Below are 24,068 nucleotides of genomic sequence, written 5' to 3'. Positions count from 1 at the left end.
GGGACCGCTTTTGGGTCGACATGCATTAAACTCGTGGCGTTGCGGCAAACCCTTGCCGCAACGCTGGATTTCCGCCATGTCAACGTGGCACAGTCAAGCGCTCTATGCGCTTTTGGTTTATCTGGTTTGATGCTTACCGGCCACAACGGGTAGTCACTTGGTCCAGTCGGTCCTGTTCTTCGTCCTCGGCTTTCTCTGCGCTGGCTTTCTGGCGCTCATGGTGGCTCCGGCCATATGGCGTCGTGCGGTCGCGCTTACACGCAGACGCGTCGAATCCTCGATCCCTCTGACGCAAACCGAGATCCAGGCGGACAAGGATCGCATCCGCGCCGAATACGCTATGACGACGCGCCGCCTGGAAATCGGCGTCAAGGCGTTGCGAGAGAAGGCGGCCGAACAACTCGTCGAGATCAATCGCGGTCGCGAGGCCATAAAGGGCCTGGCGGTCGAGCGGACGGACAAGAACCAGGCGCTGACCGAGCTGGGCGCGAAGAACGAAGCGCTGCGTCAACGAGAGGGCGAGTTGCAGCAGCTTTCGGAGCGGCTGAAGGAAACCGAGCGCAAGCTGGAAAAGCGCGCAGTTGAGCTGGAAAAGCTGGAGCGCATGTATGACGACGCCAGTTTTTCCTCGAGCAGCCGGCAGATCGAGCTCGTGGCGCGAGAGTCCGAAATGCAGAAGCTCGCCAGTGACATTGCGATGCTGCGCGGCCAGCGCAAGGAAGCCGACAGGCGCGGCCAGGAAATCGTGGCTGAAAGCAAGGCCGCGCGGGAGGCCCTGAAAGCCGAGAAGAAAAGGACCGCCGAGCTCGACAAGAAGGTCGAGCGGCTGCTGGCCACACTTGCCGATCGCGAAGACAAACTCGACCGCCGCGAAAAGGAACTGGCACGCATGCGCGAAAGATCGAAATCCGAAGACAGCGCGCCAGCCTTGCGGCTGGTCGGCAAGGGCGGCGATGTCGCGGGGAGCGATGATTTCGACAAGGCAATCGCCAAGCTCGACAGTGACCGTGAGCAGCTCGAGGCGAGGCTGGCGGCGCTGGCGCGAGAGAACAAGCGGCTGAAGGCGGATCTCACCGCACTGGCAGTGTCCAAGGCCACGGACAGCAGCTCCGCCTTGCGCGAGCAGATGAACGAACTGGCGGCGGAGGTCGTCCATCTGACGGCCAAGCTCGAGGGGCCTGGTTCGCCGATCGCCAAGGCATTGGCGGTACCGTCGGACGCCCGCTCCGGCAACGATGACCGCAGTCTTGCCGACCGCGTGCGCGCGCTGCAGAAGGCTGACGCGACAAGCTGAATCAGGCTTCTTTAGAGTATTTCACCGTTTCACGGAAACGGCGAAATGCCCTAACTCTTTGCTTTGACGCAATTCTGGACGGAAAACCGCTTCACACTTTTCCTAGAATTGCTCTAGCCGAAAAATGATGCAGCGCGATGGCTGAAGCCGCGGCGACATTCAGGCTGTCGAAGCCTTCCGCCATGGTAATCCGCACGTTGCGCAGGCTTGCGAGCAGGTTGTCCGGCAAGCCTTCGCCCTCGGTGCCGAGATAGAGCGCCAGGCGCTTACTGCGCTGCGCATCGCGGATGTCGGTCTTCCCGCGTGGCGACAGCGCGAATTGTTCGAAGCCACGTCGGGCGAGCATCGTTGTGAAGCCGGCGGTGTCGGAGAACGATGCGAAGGGGATTTTGAGCGCGGCGCCGACCGAAACGCGGATCGCCTTGCGATAGAGCGGGTCGCAGCATGTCGCATCCAGCAGAACCGCGTCAGCGCCAAAGGCGGCGGCATTGCGGAAGATCGAGCCCACATTGTCATGGTTGGCGATACCGACGAGCACTACGACGAGCGCCCGAGGCGGCAAGCCATCGAGCAGGTCTTCGGCCGGCTGCGGCTCTCCCTTGCGGCCAATGGCCAGGATGCCGCGATGCATATGAAATCCGGCGATAGCGTCCATCACCGCGCTGGTGGCGACATAGACCGGGAGGTCGGCGGGCGCCTTGCTCAGGATGTTGTCGAGACCTGCCAGCCGGTTTTCCAGGACCAGGATCGATTCGGCGGCAAAGCGCCCGGTCGAGAGCAGCAGGTCGAGCACCACCTTGCCTTCGGCGACGAAGCGGCCTTGCCGGCCGGCGAGGTCACGCTCGCGAATGTCGAGATAGGCAGCGACGCGCGGATCTTGCGGGTCGTCGATGCGAATGGGATCCATGCATTCCTCGCGACCGTCGCATCGGCCCGAAAATCCGGACCGCTTCCCGGCGCTCATCTTGTTTGGAAAGCACGATGCGACAATTCGGGACAATCAGCCAGCTTTGTGCGCCCCGGATGGGCGCATGTCGCTCTGAAATCACCGGCGAGATCGGCGGTTATGTGGTCAGGTTCCAGCACGGCGCAAACGGTGCGCCATCTGGGAGAGGTCATCCTTGCCGCTGCCGAAAATGCCGTCCAGCATGACAAGCAGTTCTCGCACGGCGTCGGATTTGCAGGAGTAGTAGATCATCTGCCGGTCGCGGCGGGTCTCGACCAGGTCGAGCGCCCGCAACTTGGCGAGGTGCTGGGACAGGGCGGATTGGCTGAGCATCACCTTCTCAGCAATGGCTCCAACCGACATTTCACCTTCGGCGAGATAGCTCATGATCAACAGTCGCTTCTCATTGCCCATCAGCATGAGAAACTCTGCCGCCGATTCGGCGTTCACGATTAGCTTTGTCGAGACCATCGATCCCCCATGCTTCCTGTTCATCCCGACGCCATGGGGGCAATGGCGTCTGATTCCATAAATTCACTTGTCGATCGGCGCTGGCGATTCAGCGTCACCAAAAGGTAGAGCATTTCACTTAAATCTCAAGTGTTGCTTTTGATCCAGCATAATTAAGTCTCAGTCCCGGCGTCGGCCATGGCTCGGCCGGCCTTGGCCATATCGACCAGAACGTGCCGCAATTCGCCTGCCGCCGCCAAAGGGTGTGGGTAAAAGACCCGGCAAACATCGTCGCCCGACACCAGATCCATGCCATCGGCATCGAATCCGGCAACACGCCAGCCGTTTCCGGACGCTTTGGCGAAATGCTGTGCGTAAACGGCGATTGCGTCGAGATGGTCGGCGTTCATGTGGTCGATGGCGGATTGTTCGCGCGCCGCGAGTTCCTCGACGACCGGTCCGCTGGCGAGCAAATCCGATCGATCGAGCTGATAGGCCTTGCCGAAGCCGCCGTTGAGGCTGGCGCGTTGCGGACCGAGGCGAAAGATCGAAAAGTCGCCGAGACCGGCGTAAAGATTCGCCCTGGGATTGTGATTGAGATAACGGCGCTGGGTGCGGGCGTGTTCGGCTGATCCGCGCTCAAGCCGTGCCGCCTGGCAGATCAATGTCAGGCGCGGGTGCGCCAGCGGGTCGCCCTTGCCCGGTTCGCCGAGCAACAGGGAACAGCGCGGATCGGCAAGCAGAGCGCCGGTGTGCGCCGAAAGCATCGAAACCAGGATCAGCGGCGCACCGTCGATGTCGGTGGCCACGCCGACCCTGCTGGCCAGCGGCGAGCCGGTTTGCGGTTCGATCACCGCCAGGGCGCCAAAGCGGGCGCTGCGCAGAAGCGTCTTCGCCAGCCGGATCGCTTCGGCGTCCGTCTCGCGGATCACATCCTTTTTCGGCTCGTCCAAGGCAGCACCACAGTAAGTTGATCTTTATGCTCTAGTTATCGGTCAGCAAGCCGGATTTGACAAGGTCGTCGATCTCGGCTTTCGCAAAGCCGAAACGTGCCAGAATTGCCGATGGCGACAAATCCTCATTGCCTGGCATAGTAGCCAATGTCGGCTGCGAATTCGAGAAACGCGGCGCGGGGGCCGGGCGCTCAAATGCACCTGTCGTCACAGAGGCGTTGCGTGCCCGATTGTGCGGGTGGTGCTTCGCCTCCTGCAGCGACAGAACGGGTGCAACGCAGGCATCGGTTTGCGCGAACAGAAGGTCCCAGTCGTCGCGGGTTTTCTGCCGGATCCGATCGGTAATGGCGGCGCGCATCGGCGGCCACAGGGCCTTGTCGTACTGGCCGGACGCAAAGTGCTCGTCGAGCGGCAGCAGCCTGGCGAATTCGGCGAAGAATTGCGGCTCGAGGCAGCCAATGGCGATGTGCCCGCCATCCGCCGTCTCATAGGTGTCGTAGAACGGGGCGCCGGAATCGAGCAGGTTCGCGCCGCGCTTGTCGCTCCACAAGCCGGCCGCCGTCAAGGCGTGCAGGGGCACCGCCAGCATCGAGGCGCCGTCGACCATCGCTGCGTCGATGACGTCACCCTTGCCCGTGCGCGAACGTTGGAACAGGGCGGCCAGCACGCCGGCAATCAGCATCATGGCGCCACCGCCATAGTCGGCGACAAGGTTGAGCGGCGGGACGGGACGGCCGTCGGCATGGCCGATGGCGTGCAGCACGCCGCTATAGGCGAGGTAGGTGATGTCGTGGCCGGCGCGGCCGGCGAGCGGACCGTCCTGGCCGAAGCCGGTCATACGGCCGTAGATCAGCGCCGGATTACGCGCCTGCACCGCTTCCGGGCCGAGGCCGAGCCGTTCCATGACACCCGGGCGAAAGCCTTCGAGCAACATGTCCGCCTTTTCGGCAAGGCGCAACAACAGATCGGTGCCTTCACGGCGCTTCAGGTCGAGGCGCAGGACGGCGCGGCCATGGCGGTTGATGTTGTACTCATCAGGCAGCGACAGGAACTGGCTCGTCCCCGCCCGTTCGATGCGCAACACTTGCGCGCCCATCTCCGACAGCATCAGGCCGGCCAGCGGCACCGGGCCGAGCCCGGCCATCTCGATCACCTTCAGCCCGGCCAGCGGCCCGGTTTTAGCGGCAGCGGACAGGCCGGCGCTCATGACCTTCTATTTCGGCGCCATGCGAATGGCGCCGTCGAGGCGAATGGTCTCGCCATTCAGCATCTGGTTCTCGACGATGTGCAGGGCGAGAGCGGCATATTCGGATGGTTCGCCCAGGCGCGACGGGAATGGCACGGCGGCGCCCAGCGAATCCTGAACTTCCTGCGGCATGCCGGCCATCATAGGCGTCTTGAAGATGCCGGGTGCGATGGTGCAGACGCGGATGCCGGAACGGGCAAGATCGCGCGCCACCGGCAGCGTCATGCCGACGACGCCGCCCTTGGAAGCCGCATAGGCGGCCTGACCGATCTGGCCATCATAAGCGGCAACCGAAGCGGTGTTGACGATGACGCCGCGCTCGCCGCCCTGCAGCGGCTCGAGCTTCGACGCGCGCTCGGCAACGAGGCGGATCATGTTGAACGTGCCGATCAGATTGACCTCGATCACCTTGCGATACTGATCAAGGGGGTGGGGACCATCCTTGCCGATCGTCTTCACGCCGATGGCGATGCCGGCGCAGTTGACCAGGATCCGTGGCTGGCCAAGCTTGGCCGTAACGTCGGCGAGGGCAGCGGTCCCGCTGTCGGCGCTGCTGACGTCGCACTGGACGGCTATACCGCCGATCTCGGCCGCGACCTTGGCCGCGCGATCGATACCGACATCGAAGATGGCGACGCGGGCGCCCTTGGCCGCCAGCGCGCGCGCCGTTGCCTCGCCAAGGCCGGAGCCGCCGCCGGTGACGATCGCGATCTGGCCGTTCGGGTTCATGGCGTCATCCTTTGATCTCGGGAACAGTGGGATGGATCAGGCGCCAGATCGAAGGGAAAGGTCAAGCCATCGCCGCGGTAGGATCGGCCACCCTGGCCTGATCGGCGTGGCCGACCTCGCCCAAGAGCCTGGCTACCGCGCCCGGCGCGATCTCGTGCGACAGCAGCCGGTCGAGATCGACGGGGCGCGGCATCGAAATCTGGCCGCGCGGAATCCGCTTGAAACCGAGCGGCCCGTAATAGGGCTCGTCACCGACCAGCATTACGGCAGGTGCGCCGGCCCGGGCGGCGGCCTCCAGCGCGATCGCCACCAGCCGGCGGCCGATGCCGAGATTCTTGAAGGCCGGCCGCACCGCGAGCGGCCCGAGCATCAATGCGCGGCCGGCGCCGGCGGCGATGCGGGTCATGCGCACCGAGGCGACGACAAGGTCGCCGTCGACGGCGACAAAGGACAGCGAGCGCTCGTGCCCTCCGGCTTCACGGATCTTGTAAGCGGCCAGCACAAAGCGGCCGGGCCCGAAGGCTTCGTCGTTGATGGCTTCGATCTCGGGGTCGTGCGCCGGGGTTTCCGGCAGGTATTTCACGTCGGCAAGGCTCATGGTCGTTGCGGTCCGATACAAGGAGGAGAGGTTTGCTGCAAACGGCAGCATTCGCCAGTCAGCGCTTCATCAAGCGCGGGCGCCCTTTCGTCGTCGGTCAAACCGGATCAAAGCAAAGTCGAACATGCGGATTGTCCGCTAGCATCAATTTCCCGCCGCTGCAATCGGCCGTTTTTGTCCGTCATTTCTGCCAAGTGACGGTCTGTTCAGCACCTGACGTCTTCGACAGGGCAGCCTTGTGCCTACATCAACCAACAGGACGCAAGGAGATTTGCATGGGATTGCTGGTTGAAGGAAGATGGCAGGATCGCTGGTATGATACGGCGGACAATGGTGGCAGCTTCGTGCGGACGCAGTCGCAATGGCGCGACTGGATCACTGTTGACGGCAAGCCGGCTGAAGGCCGGACGCGCGGTTTCAAGGCCGAGCCCGGCCGCTATCACCTCTATGTCTCGCTTGCCTGTCCGTGGGCCCACCGGACGTTGATCTTTCGCGCGCTGAAGAAGCTGGAAGGCGTCATATCGGTGTCGGTGGTGCATCATTTCATGGGCGCCAACGGCTGGACGTTCGTGGCTGAGGACGGCGCCACGGGCGACACGCTTTACGGCCTCGACTTCCTGCACCAGATCTATGCCAAGGCCGATCCCGCCTATTCGGGCCGGGTGACGGTGCCGGTGCTGTGGGACAAAAAGGAGCAGACCATCGTCTCCAATGAGTCTTCCGAAATCATCCGCATGCTGAATTCAGCCTTCGACGAATGGGGCGACGCCAGCCTCGATTTCTATCCGAAGGCGTTGCGCGGCGAGATCGATCGGATCAATGCGCTGGTCTATCCCGCGGTCAACAACGGCGTCTATCGCGCCGGCTTCGCCACCACGCAACGTGCCTATGAAGAGGCGTTCGGTGAATTGTTCACAGCGCTGGATACGCTGGAGGAGCGGCTGTCGAAGCAGCGCTATCTCGTCGGCGATCGTATCACCGAAGCCGACTGGCGGCTGTTCACCACGCTGGTGCGCTTCGATCCGGTCTATGTCGGCCATTTCAAATGCAATCTGCGCCGTATCGCCGACTACCCGAACCTGTCCAACTATCTGCGCGATCTCTATCAGGTGCCTGATGTGGCCGGGACGGTGAATCTGCATCATATCAAGGCGCATTATTACGGCAGCCACCAGACAATCAATCCGACGCGGATCGTGCCTGTCGGACCGGATCTGGATTATGCCGCACGGCATGACCGGGCGCGCTTCGAGAAAGCGGCAGCCTGATCTACCAGTAGGGCGAGGGCTGCTCGCCGTCAAAAACCTCGGCGATCCGGCGCAGCGTCGCCGGCGTCGTGCCCTGCGGCAAGCCGTCGAGCGGGAAGAAGCCGGCTTCGGCGATTTCGTGGTCCGGCAGCTTCGGCGCCGTCTGGCTGAAATGCTCGAGCAAATAAAAGCCGACATGGTCGCGGCGGCTGGAGCGGCGGTTGAAATGCATCGATTTGAGCACCGGCGGGGCGGTGAGAGCGATGTTGCCTTCCTCGGCCAGTTCACGGGCCAGTGCCTCGTTCATCGTCTCGCCGACTTCGACGCCGCCGCCGGGAAGCTGCCAGCCCGGTACATAGGTATGGCGAATAAGGAAGACGGACCTGGACGCCCTGTCGTGGATCAAGCCGCGCACGCCAAGCGTCATCGGCCTCCGCAGCACGAAATAGAGATGGAACAGCCTGGCCCTCAAACCTGGCCAGCCGGTCTGGCGGAAGGCATCTTCAGGGCTCGTCATTGATAGCGAAACCGTGGGTGGAAAGCCGCGCGCGGGTCGCCTATGAAGGTTGTATGTTCAGGCTCGCGCATATTTCCGATGTCCATCTGGGGCCGCTCCCCGATGTATCCTATCGCGATCTCGCCTCCAAGCGCGTGCTCGGCTATGTCAACTGGCAGCGCAACCGCCGCCGCCATATGCATGATGCGGTGATTGACACGATCGTCGCCGACATCAAGGCGAACACGCCTGACCACCTCGCCGTCACCGGCGACCTGGTCAATCTGGCGCTCGACGGCGAGATCGAGATGGCCAGGCACTGGTTGGAGACGCTGGGGCCGGCGCATGATGTTTCGGTCGTTCCGGGCAACCACGACGCCTATGTGCCAGGCGCCTTCGACAAGGTCTGCCGATCCTGGGCGGCGTGGATGAGCGGCGACGGCGTCAACACGCCGGTCGATCGTAACGCATTTCCCTATCTGCGCGTGCGCGGCAACGTCGCGCTGATCGGTGTCTCGACAGCGCGCGCCACGGCACCCTTCATGGCCAATGGTTTCTTCATGGAAGGCCAAGCGAAGCGGCTCGGCAAAATCCTCGGGGATACCGCCGGACAGGGGCTGTTCCGCGCCATCATGATCCATCATCCGCCGGTGCGCGGCGCGGTCCCGCAGCACAAGCGGCTGTTCGGCATTGCCCGCTTCAACAAGATCATTCGCCGCCACGGCGCCGACCTTGTCCTGCACGGCCATTCACATCTGCCGTCGCTGTTCTTCATCGGCGGTCGCGGCGTCAGGATTCCAGCGGTCGGCGTCGCCGCCGCCGGCCAGGCGCCGGGCGGCAAGAACCCGGCGGCGCAGTACAATCTGTTCGACATTGACGGCGAGACGGGCAACTGGCGGATCCGGCTGACGCGGCGCGGCCTGACCGGGCCGTCCATGCCGCCATCCGATCTGCAGACGCTGGAACTCGGTGCCGTGACTGGCGCCGCTATGGCCGCAAGCTGACTACCATGGCGACGATGCGGTCCCAGAACAGGACGATGGACACGAGAAGACCGACCAGGGCACCGGCAGCCACAAGGCCAAGCCCGGACAGAAAGGCCGACCAGCGTTTGCCGCGCGCCGTCGCGCGCAGCGGCGGTTCGGCTTCCGGCACATAGGCACGTTTCATGCCGGCGACGGCCGGTTCGACGCCGCCTTCCAGCATCCTCTGACGCTCGACAATGCGCTCCGCGACATAGCGTGTCACGGAATGGGCAACCGGCTTCATCTCGGTGGATTCGGCAAGCACCACCCGGCCGATACGGGTGTCCTTGAGGAAGCGATAGGTCCGGCGGTCGCGCCCCATGGCGACATGACTGATGGCGTCGATCCACAAGCGCGGCTGCAAGCCGGACGAGACGACAAAGTCGAAATTGTCCATGTCGGCCGGAACATCGGCAAAAACCGGTGCCAGTTCGGCGGCGAGCAGATCGAGGCGCATGCGATGCGCCTCGCGCATGTCGACGACGACGTCGTCGCGGTCGGCGAAGGCATTTTTGACATCACGGATGGCATCGGACAGTTTCTTGGACTGGTCGATGGTCTTCTCGCCTGCTTCCTTCATCGGCGTCTGCCTCGTGGGTTTGGTTAACACCGGGTTAACACAGCCGCCGGCAAAATGCACTGGCGAGATCGACGGCCCCCGGGGTGCCCAGGAAGGTTGTCGTGCGAAAAAGGTCAGCTGGCTGCTGCGGCGAATTTCTGGCGATGTGGCCCGGCGCGACGATTGGTGTTGCGGCGAATGATCTCGGCAACAAGGCCGGGGGCTTCCTCAGCCAGCATATGGCCGGCCTCCAGCACGTGGTGCACGTGAAAATGCGCCGGCAGGTCATCCGCCTGGGTAAAGGGCAGCACCGCATCGTTGGTTCCCCATGCCACCATCACTGGCATGTTCAGTCCATCGAGGCGATCGTGCGGGATGACGCCTTGCCGACCGTCCACGGTCATGGCGGCTGCGATCTCGACCAGCTTTTCGAGTTGGCCGGGTCGCCTGCGCATTTCCCAAAGGGTGTCCACCATATGTTCGAGTGGCGGGGCTGAAGGTCCCGACATGACGGCGAGGCAGGAGCGGATCTCGGACCGATCCGAGGCTTCGGCATAGCGGCGCAATAGCGGTCCATTGATTTCGGGGCCAAGGCCGCCCGGCGCCAGAAGCGTCAGCGAGGCTATCTTTTCAGGCTCGGCCAGCGCCATCAGCGCCGCCACGGCACCGCCCATCGAGTGGCCCACGAGATGAACGCGCTTCAGGCGACGCTCAGAGAGATCGGCGAGCACGGCCTTGGCCGCCACCCTGGCCGGACCGGCGGCGGGAAAATCGAGCGACATCCCATACCCAGGCAGATCATAGGCCAGCGTATGCGTGGAAGGCGTCAGGGCGGAAATCACCTCGCGCCATACATCATGGCAGCCGCCGAAACCGTGCAGCAGGACGATGGCCTTCGAGCCAACACCCTCTTCGGCGGCAAAAAGTGATGCGGTCATGAAAGCTGATTTTTTTGTTATTGCAGAATGCGCGACACCAATGATGGCTGAATTGCTCCTAGTCCAACGTGATGACCAGTAAAATTTTCGCGATTTGTACGGTTGTGTACAGAACTTGGCCACCAATCGGCAATCGGCGATCGGAGCGCAGGAAATCCATCGGGACGCGGCGCAGCCAGTGCGCGGACGTCGATGGTGTCAGCTTGGGCTGCCGAGCCCGGCAGCGCGGAGTGCCTGGACCAGCCGGTCGGTCAGGTCGGCCGGATATTTCCGCTCGACGAAAGTCGCCCGTGGATCGGCGGCAAATTTGGGGAACTCGGTGGTCAGCTGTTTCAGCAGCGTGCTCACCAGATGGTCCTGTCCGGCAGCCTTGGCGCCGACCAGCCGCGCCGCCAGATAGTGTGATTTCGTTGCCGTCGTTCTCAGTGCCATGCTGGCCGCGACCGCCTTGTTCATGTCGCCGAGCATGAACTCACCAACGAACAGCCCGTAGTCCCACCATGTCGGGTGCCCGCTGAAGGTCTCCGCCGCATGATCGAGGATCGGCGTTCCCTCGGCATATCGTCCGGCGAAGATCAGCCCGTAGCCGTAAGCGGCGGCCATGCCGAGGTCGTAGGGGTTGAGTTCATAGGCCTTGCGCATCCAGCGGATCGCTTCGTCCGTATTGCCGAGGCGCGAACTGACATAGCCGTAGGAGCGATGCGCATAAGGGCTGGTCGGACCCATCTGCACGCCGCGATGGGCAAACTCGACGGCTGTCTCAATCGTCGCATTGGGCGGATAGGCGTAATGATCGGACACCGCCTCGAGATGCAGGGAAGCAAGTTCCGAATAGACGAGCGAGGACTTGGTTCCACCATTGGCCAGCTTCTCGAGGCAACGGTAGGCTGCCTCATGGGTCCTGGCGTTCTGGTCGAGATAATATTTGCCGTTGAGCAGCAGACATTGCGTCAGGCCGTTTGGCGTGCCGGTCTGCTCGATATAGTTGTAGATGGTGCCGGAGGCGGGGAGTGCCGAGCTCAGCATGTCGGCGATACGGTCTTCGACCGCGGCAGGTGCGCTGTCGGCGGGGGTGAGATTGCGCGATAGAAGCACCCGTCCGGACGCCATGCTTTGCAGTTCGATCGTGATGTCGCCCGCGTCCGGTCCGGGCAGGACGTCGAATATGAAGCTCGCAGCGTCGTCAGCCGGATCGCCGACGGTGTCGCGGCCGATGAAGTCGATGGTATCGAAGCCACTCAGGCCGGCGCGCAGCGATGCGGCGACACGGCTGGCGTCGGGGCCGTCAGCCTTGAGTCCGATATAGACTTGCGGAAGGGCGTCAGCCCTTGCCGATGCCGTGACGCTTGCGCTTGCGCCAGCGATCTCCGGCGTTGCCGAGATGTCGCCGCCTGCCAGCAAGGCAGTGCTGCCCTGGCGAAGGATCAGTACGCCCAGCATGGCGATGACCAAGGCGATCGCCATCCAGAAAAAGCGGAGATGGCGCGCCACCGAGGGGGCAGGCGAAATCGGTACGGAAGCCAGAGACATCGCGTCCAGCATGCCCGTGCCGGCTTCGTTGGACCGATCGGCGGATACGACGCCGTCCAGCCTGAGTTCGGGAACAGCCTCGGCAATATCCGGCAGGCGGATCGCGTTCAATTCATAGGCAGGAACATAGCCGCCGCGCGGAATGGCGATGCGGACCGGCTCGGCAATTCCCTCATTGGCAAAATAGTGCTGCAGAAGCTCGCGCAGCCTGCCTGCCTGCACACGCACCACGGCATCGGTGGACGGATCGAAGTCGCCGTCCTTGCCGAAAACATCCATGGCAATGGAAAAGCCCTTGAGCCTGTCGGCTTCGCCGGCCTGTTCACGTTCGACAAGATAACGCAGCAGCTTGCGCGCGCGTTCGGATCGGCCGAACGTTTGGCTGGCAAGCAGTCGCTCCAGTGTCTCGCGCACTGCGGGGGCGGCAGGCGTGGCATGCTGCAAGTGTCGATCCTCTCGAAGTCGGCACAGGTTGAGGCGCGATCATATAGGTCCCGCACCACCACACAAGTATACACCCCGTTATGCGATCACGTACCCACCGGATAATTCCGCGGTGGTTAATGGCCCGAAAGATCGGAACCGTTCACCAGGTTGGGAGGGTTCCGATCTTTGTTCCCGTCGGGCGTCAGCCGGCTTTTTTACCGACGATACGGTTCGCGGCAGACATCACCGCCTCCAGTGAGGCGGCGACGATGTTGGTGTTGATGCCGGCGCCGAACAGCTTGCCCTGGGGATACTCCATCTCGACATACGAAATGGCTGACGCGTTCGAGCCGCGCTGCATCGAGTGCTCGGAATAGTCGAGCACCGACATCTCGACGCCGACATGGCGCGACAGCGCATCGACGAAGCCGTCGATCGGACCGGTGCCTGTGCCGGAGATCGTCACTTCCTTGCCATTGTCCAGGATGACCGCCTCGACGACGCGCCGGCCCTTGATTTCGGTGCTGGGATAGGTGTGGTGATCGAGGAATTTCAGCCGCGCGGCCGGCTGATCGACATAGGTCTCGAGAAAGCGCTCGTAGATACGCCTGGCCGGCACTTCCTTGCCCTCGGCGTCGGTAATCGCCTGGATTTCCTGGCTAAATTCGATCTGCAGATTGCGCGGCAAGTTGAGGCCGTAATCGGCCTGCAGCACATAAGCGATGCCACCCTTGCCGGACTGCGAGTTGATGCGGATGATGGCTTCATAGCTGCGGCCGACATCGGCCGGATCGATCGGCAGATAGGGCACTTCCCACAGGCTCGTATTGGCCTTCTTCAGCGCCTTCATGCCCTTGTTGATGGCATCCTGGTGCGAACCGGAAAAGGCGGTGTAGACGAGTTCGCCGACATAGGGGTGGCGCTCGGGGATCTTCAACTGGTTCGAATATTCGTAGACGTCCTTCATCCGGTTGATGTCGGAGCAGTCGATCAACGGATCGACACCTTGCGTGTACATGTTCAGCGCCAGCGTGACGATGTCGACATTGCCGGTGCGCTCGCCATTGCCGAACAGCGTGCCTTCGACACGGTCGGCGCCGGCCATCAGGCCGAGTTCGGTGGTGGCGATGCCGGTGCCGCGGTCATTGTGCGGATGCAGCGAGACCAGCAGGTTCTCCCGGTTGTCGAGGTTGCGGCACATCCACTCGATGCGGTCGGCATAGATGTTGGGTGTCGACATCTCGACCGTCGAGGGCAGGTTGACGATCAGCTTGTTGTCCGCCGTCGGCCTGACGATCTCGGTGACGGCGTTGCAGATCTCCAGCGCCACTTCGAGTTCGGTGCCGGTAAAGCTCTCCGGCGAATACTCGAAGCGAAAGCCTCCGCCGGCCTTGGCCGCCATGTCGGTGATCATCTTGGCGGCGTCGGTGGCGATCCGCTTGATGCCGCCGACGTCCTTTTCGAAGACGACGCGACGCTGCAGCTCGCTGGTCGAATTGTAGAAATGGACGATCGGGTTGGTGGCGCCCTTCAGCGCCTCGAAGGTGCGGGTGATCAGCTCCGGCCGGCACTGCACCAGCACCTGCAGCGAGACATCGGCGGGCACGTTGCCTTCCTCGATGCACCAGCGGGCAAAGTCGAAATCGGTCTGCGAGGCCGACGGGAAGCCGATCTCGATCTCCTTGAAGCCCATGTCGAGCAGCAGGCCGAACATGCGTGCCTTGCGCTCATGGCCCATCGGATCGATCAGCGCCTGGTTGCCGTCGCGCAGGTCGACCGAGCACCAGATCGGCGCCTTGTCGATGACCTTCGAGGGCCATGTGCGGTCGGTGAGGCCGACGGTCGGATAGGGCTGATATTTGCGGGCTGCGTCGGACATGCCCTTGTTCTGGATGCTTCGTTCCGCATCCTTGCCGGCTACCGCGGCATCGGAACGGATCTCTTCTCGTGCGTTCATCGTCTTTTCTCCCGGCGGCTCATGGATCCACCCTCAGGTGGATTGATGGCGAGCGGCGCCTTACCAGAATTTCGTTCGCTTGATGTGATTGCCAAGGAGCATGCGCTTGCGCGGCGGTTCGACCGCCGGGCGCTCCTTCAGCGAACCCGGCGATCGCCGATAAGGCCGAGAAGAAGCAGGGTCGAAGCCAGCGCGCGCACGGTCTCGCCGGAAAAACCGGTCGGACGGGAAGCGTTGGTGGCGCGCGTGTTCATGGCTGATCTCATATAGGAGCGGCTTGTGGGAGGCAAGTGGGGCCGCATTGCGGGTAATGCTGATGACAGCGAGTTCGGCAGTGTTGGCAGCCTTTGTGCCGGCAGCTTTCCACGATAGGAATTTTTTCTTGACTGGGTGACCTCAGCTACGGTACATATTCGTCCATGGTGCTGATCTGCGCCAGTGACCCGCCGCACAGGCGGGTTTTTCGTTTGATGCTCCGTCAGCCAACGCGCCGAAGGCCGCGAGGGAACCCGAGTTCGGTGCCTTGGCTTTGCTGGCCGGATTTTGCTGGATATTGTCCCCACCGCACATGCCCTTCCCCAGGCGCTGCAAATGCGCCAGACTTGGGCATCGACGGGTTGCGATGGGGTTGTCCATGAATTTCGTGTTCTTCTCCCCGCATTTTCCCGCCAACGGCGCGGATTTCTGCGACCGTTTGAAGAAGGCCGGAGCCAGGGTGCTCGGCATCGGCGACGCACCCTATGACGCACTCGACGCCAAGCTGAAGGCGGCGCTTTCGGAATATTACCGTGTCGCCGACATGGAAGACTACGATCCGGTGTTCCGGGCGATGGGGCATTTCATCCACAAATGGGGCCGCATCGACCGTTTCGAATCGCTCAATGAACATTGGCTGGAGCTGGAAGCCAACATCCGCTCCGACTTCAACATCTACGGCACCAAGCTCGATTTCGTGAAGAATCTGAAGCGCAAGAGCCGCATGCGCGCCTTCTTCCGCAAGAGTGGCGTCGACACCATCGCGCAGCGCAAATGCTCCGACCGTGCCGGGGCCATGACTTTCATCCGGCGCGTCGGCTATCCGGTGGTGGTCAAGCCCGACAGCGGTTCCGGCGCATCGAACACCTTCAAGATCTCCAACGCCAAGGAACTCGACCAGTTCTTCCGGGACAAGCCCGAGGACGTGACCTTCGTCATGGAGCAGTTCATCGAGGGACTGGTGGTGACTTATGACGGGCTGGTCAACCGCGACGGCGAGGTGGTGCTGGCGGCCAGCCATCGCTATGACCAGAGCATCATGGAGGTGGTCAACAAGGACCGCCACATGAGCTACACCTGCTTTCCCAAGGTTAGACCGGCGATCGAGGAGGCCGGCCGCAAGATACTGAAGGCGTTCGACGTGCGCGAACGCTTCTTCCACATTGAGCTGTTCGAGACCAAGGACGACCGGGTCATCGCGCTGGAGGTCAACATGCGTCCGCCCGGCGCCTGGATGACCGATGCGATCAACTATACGTTCGACGTCGACGTCTATGCGGCATGGGCCGATATGGTGGTCAGAGATGCCGCCGGCGGCCCTTACGAGGGCAAATACTTCACCGCCTATGCCAGCCGCAAGCGACGCCTCCACTATTTGCACAGCCATGAGGACGTGCTGGCCGCGCACCGCGACAAGATCGTCCACCATCAGGCCATCGAAGAGGTTTTCAGCCGCGCCATGGGAAATTACGCCTATCAGATGCGCTCGAAGGACGAAGCAGCGTTGCGCGAGGCAGTCGCCTATATCCACGCGGAAAAGGCGTGAGGCGATGGACATCTCCTATCACAAGAATTTCTCGAGCCAGCTCGGCCGCGACATGGAATACAAGCGCTACGGCCATGCCGGCCGGCCGGTGGTGGTGTTTCCGACCTCGCAGGGCCGGTTCTACCAGTTCGAGGATTCCGGCGGGGTGGGCGCACTGGCCGAATTCATCGACACCGGCCGCATCCAGCTGTTCACGGTCGACGGCGTCGATTCGGAATCCTTCTTCGACAAGCATGCCGACGCGGCCCATCGCATCGCCCGCCACGAAGCCTATTTCCGCTATGTGCGCGAGGAGGCGCTGCCGGAGTTCCTGTCCGCAGCCGAGCAGGCCAATGGCGGCCGCAAGCTGAAGCCGCTGTTCTCGGGCTGTTCGATGGGCGGCTATCACTCGTCGAACTTCGTCTTCCGCTTTCCCGAACTTGCCAGCGGCGTCATCGCGCTGTCGGGCGTCTATTCGGCGCGCGACTTCTTCGGCAAAGCGCTCGAGGGCGACATTTTCTACAACTCGCCGCTGGACTATCTGCCCGGCATCGTCGATCCCAAACTGCTGACCCGGCTGAAGGCGCTCAGGCTGATCTTCTGCTGCGGGCAGGGCGCATGGGAAGAGCGGATGCTGGTCGAGACGCGCAGGTTGGAACAAATCCTGCGCGACAAGTCCATTCCCGCCTGGGTCGATTATTGGGGTGGCGATGTCAGCCACGACTGGCCGTGGTGGCACAAGCAACTGGTCTATTTCTTCGGCCGCTGGCTGGATGAGGACCTGATGCACAGGCTCGATTGATAGCGGGGGCCGTCCGCTGACTGCTACCCTTCCTGCGGCACTGCCTGGACGTCGACACTTTCACCTGAAGCCGATCCGCGACGCAGGCCAAGGAAGACGACGACGGCGGTCATGACGGTGATTGCCGCCAGCACGATCAGCAGCCTGTCGAACGCCGTCTCGTAGGCCTGGACCAGAACAGCGGCTCCGGCTTGGGGCAGATGTTGTGCTGCTTCGCCGAGATTGCCGGTCACCAGCAGCTGGGCTGCCGCCGCCGCCTCCGTCGAAGATGCCGTTTCCTCGGCGGCGACCTGCGCGGCGGTAAAGCCGGAAAGGGTCGCCATGACGATCGCGAGCGCCACACCCTCGCAGGCGACGCGGGTGGTGTTGAAGATGCCGACCGCCATGCCGGCGCGCTCTCTCGGCACGACACTGACGGCAAGCCCGTCCATCAATCCCCAGGGCAGGGCGATGCCGACGCCGATCAGCATCAGCGGCGCCACCAGCGCACTATCGACCGGTGGTGTCAGGCTCAGCCAGACAAGCCCGGCGGCAGCGACAAGCAGGCCGACGCCGCAGATCGTGGCCGGCGCGATCCAGCGCGCCAGCTGTCCGGCGAGCATCGGCAGGATCAGCAGCGGGCCTGATAGGCAGATCATCAATTGCCCGGCCTTGATCTCGCTCATGCCCTCGATGCCGATGAAGCGGATCGGCAACAGGACGAGCAGGACGACGAAGGCGTAAGCGGGTGCCGCAGCCAGAAACTGGACGCCGACGAAGCGGGGATAGGCAAACAGCGTGAGGTCAAGCATCGGCCGTTGTGCGCGCCGCTCGACAAAGACGAAGGCGACAAAACAGATGACAGAAGCGGCCAGAAGGGTGACGACAAGGGGATCGGCCCAGCCGCGCTGCGGGGCCTGGAGCACGCCATAGGTCAGCGACGCCAGCGCGATCGTGAAGGTGCCGGCTCCCGCCCAGTCGAGGCCAGTCGCATCCGGATCTCGCGATTCCCTGATGGTGCGCAGGCCGAGCATGGCGGCGGCAATCGCGAGTGCTGCAACCAGAATAAAGATCGACCGCCAGCCGAATGCAGAGATAAGCAGGCCCGACGCGATCGGGCCGAAGGCGAGGCCGATGCCGAAACTGGTGCCGAGAAAGCTGAAGGCGCGCAGCCGCAATGGCCCTTCGAATTCCTGGGCAAGTGCCGAGGCGCCGCCAGCAAAGGCGGCCGCACTGCCGATCCCCTGCGCGGCCCGGAAAATGTCGAACCAGATGATGTCCGGCGCCAGCATCGCGCCCAGCGATGCCAGGATATAGAGGGAGAGGCCGACGAGGAAGAGGCGCTTGCGGCCATGGTTGTCGGCCAGAGCGCCCGACGCCATCAGGGTGGCGCCAAAGGTCAGCATGAAGGCGTTGGTCACCCAGTTGAGCTCGATCGGACTGCCGCCGAGATCGGCCGCGATGCGCGACAGAGCGACGGCCGGACCGGTGAAGGTCAAGGGCATCGTCATCGCGGCAAGGCACACGGACAAGAGCACGAGCCATCTCTCGGCAGAGCCGGTTGTGGTCCTAGAAGTCATGGATTTCCCTATCTGAAGCAGTATCTGCCGGTAGCCGCGCGGTTGCGGAGCCGGTCGTGATGACAAGATAGGTCGCCGGCATTTCAGGAAAAATAGTGTTATATCTCCTGGTATATCGGACTGAAACGCTCGAATGGAATGACGCGATGGATCGTCTCAACGGCCTCCTGGCCTTCGCCCGCACCGCCGAGCTCGGCAGTTTCGTCGCTGCCGGGCGGGGACTTGGCATCTCGGCTTCCGCCGTCGGCAAAAGTGTCGCCCGTCTCGAGCAGGAACTCGGCGTGCGGCTGCTGCAGCGCAGCACGCGGCGGATTGGCCTGACGGAAGAGGGCAGACTGTTCAACGAGCGCGTGCGCCGCATCCTCGACGACATCGACGATGCCGAAGCGATGCTGTCGCGGACACGGGAAACGCCGCATGGGCGGCTGCGCATATCCACTCCGATCGTCACCTATCATTTGCTGCTGCCGGTGCTGTCGGAGTTCATGGCCCGCTATCCGGAGATAGAGCTCGACATCGATTTCAACGACCGGATCGTCGACGTCATCGACGAGGGCATCGATGTCGCGATCCGTAGCGGCGAACTGCCGGATTCGCGCCTTGTTTCGAGACCCGTTGCCCCCTTTCGCATGCTGCTGTGCGCGGCGCCCTCCTATCTGGATCGTCATGGCGCCCCCAGTGTGCCGGCGGATCTCACCACGCATTTCGGCATAAACTTCCGCTTCCTGAACAGCGGCAGGTTGCTGGAGTGGCCGTTCATGACCGGAAGCGCCGAACCGCAGATCCGCTCGATGCTGACCTGCAACAACATGGAAGCCTTGAAGGGCGCCACGCTCGCCGGCCTCGGCATAGCCTGCATGCCGGATTTCCTGGTGCGCGAGGCGCTGCACGAAGACAGGCTGCGTACCGTCCTCGACGGTCATGTCGACGGCCGTGGCCAGTTCCGGATGCTGTGGCCCTCCAATCGCCATTTGTCGCCGAAGGTGCGCGTCTTCGTCGACTTCCTTCCCGAGCGGCTTGCTGCGCGGTAGGCGTTCATCGCTAAATATGTTTATGTGGAAACGCCGCAGCGGCTGTGGCATGTCGCTGACGGCGGTGGCGCTGCGGCGCTTGCCGAATTGTTGCGAAGGACTGAGCGATGGACCAACTTAGCGCGCAAACCCGGATCAGCGACGCGGCGATCAGGTTGGTGATGGACCGGCTGCGCGCAGAGCACAGCGAATTCGAGATTGACACTGGCGTTGCCGACCAGTGGGAGCTCCGCCTCTACTACGGCTCGTTGAGCGCTACGCTTGATGATGAAAGCGTGCTGATCCGGGTCGCGGCGACAGACGAAACCTGCCTGTCCTACATGAAGATGACGGTCGCCGGCCATGTCGCCGAACATCTCGGCACGACCGGGGGCATTCATTGGCAAGGCGACGGCGTTGACGCCGGCACGCCGGTCTTCTTCCGCGAGATCACGGTGATGTCGTCGACGCGGATTTCGGCGCATATGCAGCGTCTGCGCTTCGCCGGCAAAGATCTCGGCCGGTTTAGCCATGGCGGCCTGCACATGCGGCTGCTGCTGCCGCCGGCTGGCCGCCAGCCGGTCTGGCCGACGATGGGCGCCGACGGCCTGATTGTCTGGCCTTCGGGCGACGATGCTCTTGCCGTGCGGGTCTACACGATCCGGGCGCTGGATGCCGCAAGCGGCTGGCTCGATGTCGATTTCGTGCTGCACCCCGGCCAGGAGACGCCCGCCGCCACCTTCGCGCAAAATGCACAGGCGGGAGATGTCATCGGCATGATCGGACCCGGCGGCGGCGACGCCCCGGTGGCGCAGATCTTGCTTCTGCTCGGCGACGACACCGCACTGCCAGCCATCGGCCGGATTTTGGAGCATTTGCCGGCGTCAACCCGCGCCGAGGCACTGATCGAGGTCGATGGCCCGGATGACGTGATCGCGCTGGCGCAAGGGGACAATATCGATATCACCTGGCTCTACCGGCACGGCCGAGAGGCCGGCACCGCCGGCCTGTTGCCAGCCGCCTTGCGGGAGCGCAGCCACATGGCGCTTGCCGACGGTCTTTATGTCTGGGCCGGATGCGAATTCGGCGATTTCCGGGAGATCCGCAAGATCGTGCGCAAGCAGTGGAACCTGTCGCGCGACCGGCACCTGGTCACCGCCTACTGGCGCCGGGACGCGCACAGCGTGGGCGAGGGCGGCGAGGAATAATCCGCGGCTTATGACCGTCTCCGGCGTCGGTTTTGCCTATTGCCTGACGCTTCTGGCCACCAGTCGCGCGACGCTCGGGCCGACCAGCAGCACGATCAGGAAGCGCGCCGACTGCAGCGCCATGACGAAGGAGATGTCGACGTTCTGCGCTGCGGCGGCGATGATGGCGATGCTGTCCATGCCGCCAGGGCTGGTCGCCAGATAGGCGGTCAGCGGATCGATGCCCAGGAGATGGCTGATCATGAAGGCAAGGCCGCCGCAAAAGGCGATCAGCGCCACGATCGAGGCGATGATCTGCGGCAGCGCGCGCGTTGCATGGCGCAGGATCGCCCTGGTGAAATTCAACCCGATCGACCAGCCGACCATAGCGTAACTGAATGCCAGCAGCCAGGGCGGCAATTGCATCTCAACGCCCAGGCCGAGATGGATGACGCCGCCGAAGATGAAGGTGCCGAGGAAGTAGGGAGAAGGCAGCCGGCACAGCTTTCCCGCCAAGCCGCCGATAAACGCGATGCCGATGGTGGCGGCGAAGGCTTGGGCGTCGATCGGCGGGAACCAGGTGATGGCGGGGATTTCGACGCCCGATGTGTCGACCCACATCTTGGCAACGAGTGCTGCCGTCATCGAGACGAAGATGACGCGCAGATATTGCATGAAGGCGACGAGACGCTGGTCGGCGCCGAACGCACCGGCCATCAGCACCATGGCGGTGGCCGCGCCCGGCGACGAACCCCAGACGGCGGTGGTGCCGGGCAGGATGCGCCAGCGGCTGATCAGCCAACCGAGCAGGCTGGAGGCCGTGACGGTGGCCACCACGACACCGAGAAACAGCGGCCATTCCCGGTAGAAGACTGGAAAGATGTCGGCCGAGATCGAGCTGGCGACGAGGCAGCCGACGATCGCCTGGGCGGCGCCGAACAGAAGGCGCGGCACACGCACCGTGGCGCCATTGGTGCCGGCGACGATGGCCGCCAGCATCGGCCCGATCAGCAACGCCGCCGGCAGGGTGGCGAGTTCCAGCGCGCCGGCAAACAGGAGAGAAACAACCAGCAGGGCAAGCCACTGCCAGAGCTTGCGCATCCGCGCCATGCGCTCGAGTGTGGGCAGGTCCGGGGAGGGCTGCTCGGCCGAGGAATCCATGTTTCGCTCTTAGACCCGCAGGGCGAAAAATGCGAACCGCGGTTCATAGAAAACTATTGTTTCACCCGTCCAGGTGTCGAGTAACAGGTTTCATAAGCCGGCGTCGAACCGTTGCTCGATCTCATTGCGACCCATGCGGTCGAAATCGTCGGGGACGGAAAACTGGCCGGCCATAAAACCGACCCGTCGCGCCTGCAGAGCCGGTTGTTCGATCGGCACGATTCTGGCCAACGGCTTGCCGGCTTTGGCAATAACAAACGACTCGCCTTGGGCTGCACGTCTCACAAGGCGCGACAGATGGGCTTTCGCATCGCGAATGTTTACTGTCTGCGTCAAAGGTTGCTCCTCAAAGTTGGCATCGAACTCACCCCGTCTTGCCGTCGGCCAGGCCGAAGCCGCCGACAGGGTGGGTTTCGACCTGGAATTCGAAGCCGGCGATGAACGGCCGCGCCTTGGCGATCGCCGCCTGGACTTCGGGAAGCTGCAGCGAGGCCTTGTGGCTTTCGGCGTCGGTCCACACTTCGGTGACCCAGATCGCATCGGCATCCGCGGGGTCGCGGGCGATGATGTAGTTTAGGCAACCCGGCAGGGCGCCGGTGCTGGCGCGCAGGAGGTCGATGACCGCGTCACGCTGGCCGCGCGCCGCCCGCATCTTGCCGATCAGTCCATACATTCCGTTGTCTCCCTTTGAGGTTTCGACAAGAGCGTGCAGACCGCCAGTATGCCGATAGCCGCTCAAGGCATCAACTGGCCGCCATTCACCTCGATGACCTGGCCGGTGATGTAGCCGCTGAGAAGATCGGAAGAGAGGAACAGATAGGCGCCGACGCAATCCTGCGCCGTGCCGGCGCGTCCCTGCGGAATGGTGGCGACCATGCCTTTGATCTGCTCGTCGGTCGAATAGCGCTCGTGGAACGGGGTGAGAATGGTGCCGGGCGCCACCGCGTTGACGCGGATGCCGAAGCCGATCAGTTCCTTGGCCATGCCGCGCGTCACATTGGAGACGAAGGCCTTGGCCGAGCCGTAAAGCCCGGCGCCGCCGCCGGCGCCATTGCGGGCGGCGATCGAGGAGGTGTTGACGATGAAGCCGCCCTGTTTCTTCAGCCACGGGATCGCCTTGCGCGAAGCAGTCAGTACCGAACGGGCGTTGAGGTCCATCACAGCGTCGTAATGCGCCTCGGTCTGCTCGGCATAGGGAATGCGGCCAAGCATGCCGCCAGCATTGTTGACCAGCCCGTCGAGGCGGCCGAAATATTGCGCGCTATCCTCGACGACGCGCTCGACATCGGCGGCAACGGAGAAATCGCCCTGAACGAGAAACACCTCGCCGCCCTTGTCGGCAATCGTCAGGCCGAGCTTCTCGGCGGCGTCTTGACTCGAATTGTAGTGCAGCGCCACCTTGCATTTCTGCGCTGCATAGGCCAGCGCGAGCGCCGCTCCGATGCCGGTCGACGCACCGGTGACCAGCACTGCCTTGCCGGCAAGATCGGGTATGCTGAGTGTGGTGGCTGGCACGGTTCTTCCTCCGGGACGTCTGCCTGTCCTTCGTAGGCCCTTGCCACCCCGGTGTTCAAGCCTTTGAGCAATTCAAGGAAACGTGTGAAACGGTTTCCCGGGAAAAGGAGTAGCGCTTTCCCTTGGGGAATTTGCGCCAAGCAAACCGCTCTACGGGTGCAGATAGGCGTAACCTTGGCCTTGCAGTTCGGCGAGTTTGACGACGCCGCCCTTGTCGGCGGCATGAAACCCGGCGAGCAGGTCGGGGAGCGAAATATCCATGCCTTGCATGGTGTTGGCGCAAGCATGGGATTCCAGCCCCTGCCGCACCAGGCCGGCGAAGCGCCCGGAAATCGCGGCCGATATTCCCTTCGATTTGAAGCTGGCCAAGGCCGGACCATGCACGACCAGCACGATGTCGACATTGCCGCCGGTGCCCTCATAGTGGTTCTTGATGTTGCCGAGCACGAAATTGACCTTGTCGGTGTCGCTCAAGTGGTAGGCGACTTTTTGCCTTGTGGGCTCGGTGGCGGCTGCCTGTGCTGCCCGCAAACCGAGAAGCGTTCCGGTTCCGGCAAGAACCGCGCGGAACATGTCGCGCCGACGCATGGCATCCTCCTTCGCTTGGCGGCCCGCCGCGAATTGCGTGGCTGCGGCCGCAATACTAGCATAAATTGACGT

The 24,068-nt window shown here is 63.1% G+C and carries 24 protein-coding genes; 7 read left to right on the top strand and 17 right to left on the bottom strand.

Translation table 11 applies throughout. The features are described 5' to 3' along the window. Positions 1-157: 157 nt before the first annotated feature. The gene (locus NKH97_RS08820; protein WP_352630089.1) at positions 158-1,294 is read left to right on the top strand and encodes a coiled-coil domain-containing protein; all 1,137 of its coding nucleotides are present in this window, start codon (positions 158-160) and stop codon (positions 1,292-1,294) included. 91 nt (positions 1,295-1,385) lie between these two features. Here the strand turns inward: NKH97_RS08820 and NKH97_RS08815 are convergent, their stop codons facing one another. From NKH97_RS08815 to NKH97_RS08790, 6 genes are all read right to left on the bottom strand, one after another. Beyond that, a complete protein-coding gene (locus tag NKH97_RS08815; RefSeq protein WP_352721701.1) occupies positions 1,386-2,201 on the bottom strand; it encodes a TrmH family RNA methyltransferase in 816 nt (271 codons plus the stop codon). Positions 2,202-2,366: 165 nt separating this feature from the next. Beyond that, positions 2,367-2,711, bottom strand: a complete 345-nt coding sequence (locus NKH97_RS08810; protein WP_023809905.1) for an ArsR/SmtB family transcription factor — start codon at positions 2,709-2,711, stop codon at positions 2,367-2,369. 152 nt (positions 2,712-2,863) lie between these two features. Further along, positions 2,864-3,643 (bottom strand): HugZ family pyridoxamine 5'-phosphate oxidase, encoded by a 780-nt coding sequence (locus NKH97_RS08805; RefSeq protein WP_352796181.1) that lies wholly within the window; start codon positions 3,641-3,643, stop codon positions 2,864-2,866. Between the two features lie 31 nt (positions 3,644-3,674). Next, positions 3,675-4,850 (bottom strand): CaiB/BaiF CoA transferase family protein, encoded by a 1,176-nt coding sequence (locus NKH97_RS08800; protein WP_352796178.1) that lies wholly within the window; start codon positions 4,848-4,850, stop codon positions 3,675-3,677. A 6-nt stretch (positions 4,851-4,856) separates the two neighbouring features. Next, positions 4,857-5,618, bottom strand: a complete 762-nt coding sequence (locus tag NKH97_RS08795; protein WP_128303701.1) for a 3-hydroxyacyl-CoA dehydrogenase — start codon at positions 5,616-5,618, stop codon at positions 4,857-4,859. Positions 5,619-5,679: 61 nt separating this feature from the next. Next, positions 5,680-6,216, bottom strand: coding sequence for a GNAT family N-acetyltransferase (locus NKH97_RS08790; protein WP_023809901.1), 537 nt, complete (start codon positions 6,214-6,216; stop codon positions 5,680-5,682). 275 nt (positions 6,217-6,491) lie between these two features. Here NKH97_RS08790 and NKH97_RS08785 point away from each other — a divergent pair, with 275 nt between their 5' ends. Next, positions 6,492-7,484, top strand: a complete 993-nt coding sequence (locus NKH97_RS08785; RefSeq protein WP_023809900.1) for a glutathione S-transferase family protein — start codon at positions 6,492-6,494, stop codon at positions 7,482-7,484. A gap of 1 nt (position 7,485) precedes the next feature. Here the strand turns inward: NKH97_RS08785 and NKH97_RS08780 are convergent, their stop codons facing one another. Then, the gene (locus NKH97_RS08780) at positions 7,486-7,980 is read right to left on the bottom strand and encodes an NUDIX domain-containing protein (protein WP_023809899.1); all 495 of its coding nucleotides are present in this window, start codon (positions 7,978-7,980) and stop codon (positions 7,486-7,488) included. Between the two features lie 53 nt (positions 7,981-8,033). On the opposite strand from NKH97_RS08780, the gene NKH97_RS08775 reads away from it, so the two are divergent. Continuing rightward, positions 8,034-8,963, top strand: a complete 930-nt coding sequence (locus tag NKH97_RS08775) for a metallophosphoesterase family protein (RefSeq protein ID WP_023809898.1) — start codon at positions 8,034-8,036, stop codon at positions 8,961-8,963. On the opposite strand, the gene NKH97_RS08770 is transcribed toward NKH97_RS08775, so the two are convergent. The 4 genes from NKH97_RS08770 to leuA all read right to left on the bottom strand — a co-directional run bounded on the left by NKH97_RS08770 (position 8,947) and on the right by leuA (position 14,316). After that, on the bottom strand, positions 8,947-9,564 hold the full coding sequence (locus NKH97_RS08770; RefSeq protein WP_023809897.1) for a hypothetical protein: 618 nt from the start codon (positions 9,562-9,564) through the stop codon (positions 8,947-8,949). The genes NKH97_RS08775 and NKH97_RS08770 overlap by 17 nt on opposite strands. A gap of 113 nt (positions 9,565-9,677) precedes the next feature. After that, positions 9,678-10,481: an alpha/beta fold hydrolase gene (locus NKH97_RS08765; protein ID WP_352440341.1), complete on the bottom strand. Its 804-nt coding sequence runs from the start codon at positions 10,479-10,481 to the stop codon at positions 9,678-9,680. Positions 10,482-10,679: 198 nt separating this feature from the next. Next, positions 10,680-12,455 (bottom strand): tetratricopeptide repeat protein, encoded by a 1,776-nt coding sequence (locus NKH97_RS08760; protein WP_023809895.1) that lies wholly within the window; start codon positions 12,453-12,455, stop codon positions 10,680-10,682. Positions 12,456-12,639: 184 nt separating this feature from the next. After that, complete coding sequence (leuA, locus tag NKH97_RS08755; RefSeq protein WP_023809894.1) at positions 12,640-14,316, bottom strand: 2-isopropylmalate synthase; 1,677 nt, start codon at positions 14,314-14,316, stop codon at positions 12,640-12,642. Between the two features lie 712 nt (positions 14,317-15,028). Between leuA and NKH97_RS08750 the strand changes: the two genes are divergently transcribed. Both NKH97_RS08750 and NKH97_RS08745 read left to right on the top strand, forming a co-directional pair. Continuing rightward, positions 15,029-16,195 (top strand): ATP-grasp domain-containing protein, encoded by a 1,167-nt coding sequence (locus NKH97_RS08750; protein WP_023809892.1) that lies wholly within the window; start codon positions 15,029-15,031, stop codon positions 16,193-16,195. A gap of 4 nt (positions 16,196-16,199) precedes the next feature. Next, entirely contained in the window at positions 16,200-16,976 is a 777-nt protein-coding gene (locus tag NKH97_RS08745; RefSeq protein ID WP_023809891.1) for an esterase family protein, read from the top strand. A 23-nt stretch (positions 16,977-16,999) separates the two neighbouring features. Here NKH97_RS08745 and NKH97_RS08740 read toward each other — a convergent pair whose 3' ends face one another. Then, positions 17,000-18,535, bottom strand: coding sequence for an MFS transporter (locus tag NKH97_RS08740; protein WP_352796170.1), 1,536 nt, complete (start codon positions 18,533-18,535; stop codon positions 17,000-17,002). 146 nt (positions 18,536-18,681) lie between these two features. On the opposite strand from NKH97_RS08740, the gene NKH97_RS08735 reads away from it, so the two are divergent. Beyond that, entirely contained in the window at positions 18,682-19,566 is an 885-nt protein-coding gene (locus NKH97_RS08735) for a LysR family transcriptional regulator (protein WP_352796167.1), read from the top strand. Between the two features lie 107 nt (positions 19,567-19,673). Next, entirely contained in the window at positions 19,674-20,753 is a 1,080-nt protein-coding gene (locus NKH97_RS08730; protein ID WP_352796164.1) for an SIP domain-containing protein, read from the top strand. 36 nt (positions 20,754-20,789) lie between these two features. On the opposite strand, the gene NKH97_RS08725 is transcribed toward NKH97_RS08730, so the two are convergent. The 5 genes from NKH97_RS08725 to NKH97_RS08705 all read right to left on the bottom strand — a co-directional run bounded on the left by NKH97_RS08725 (position 20,790) and on the right by NKH97_RS08705 (position 23,996). Then, positions 20,790-21,893 (bottom strand): AbrB family transcriptional regulator, encoded by a 1,104-nt coding sequence (locus NKH97_RS08725; RefSeq protein WP_352553369.1) that lies wholly within the window; start codon positions 21,891-21,893, stop codon positions 20,790-20,792. Positions 21,894-21,983: 90 nt separating this feature from the next. Beyond that, positions 21,984-22,229, bottom strand: a complete 246-nt coding sequence (locus tag NKH97_RS08720; RefSeq protein ID WP_023809887.1) for a type II toxin-antitoxin system Phd/YefM family antitoxin — start codon at positions 22,227-22,229, stop codon at positions 21,984-21,986. A 28-nt stretch (positions 22,230-22,257) separates the two neighbouring features. Next, complete coding sequence (locus NKH97_RS08715) at positions 22,258-22,566, bottom strand: putative quinol monooxygenase (RefSeq protein ID WP_127290228.1); 309 nt, start codon at positions 22,564-22,566, stop codon at positions 22,258-22,260. A 62-nt stretch (positions 22,567-22,628) separates the two neighbouring features. Next, positions 22,629-23,408, bottom strand: coding sequence for an SDR family NAD(P)-dependent oxidoreductase (locus NKH97_RS08710; RefSeq protein ID WP_023809885.1), 780 nt, complete (start codon positions 23,406-23,408; stop codon positions 22,629-22,631). Positions 23,409-23,558: 150 nt separating this feature from the next. Continuing rightward, the gene (locus tag NKH97_RS08705; protein WP_023809884.1) at positions 23,559-23,996 is read right to left on the bottom strand and encodes a DsrE family protein; all 438 of its coding nucleotides are present in this window, start codon (positions 23,994-23,996) and stop codon (positions 23,559-23,561) included. Positions 23,997-24,068: the final 72 nt, after the last annotated feature.

The sequence above is a fragment of the Mesorhizobium sp. M0870 genome (genome assembly GCF_040319775.1).
Taxonomy (GTDB): Bacteria; Pseudomonadota; Alphaproteobacteria; order Rhizobiales; family Rhizobiaceae; genus Mesorhizobium.
Note: the sequence above shows the minus strand (reverse complement) of the source record. Positions and strands in the feature narration are given on the sequence as shown.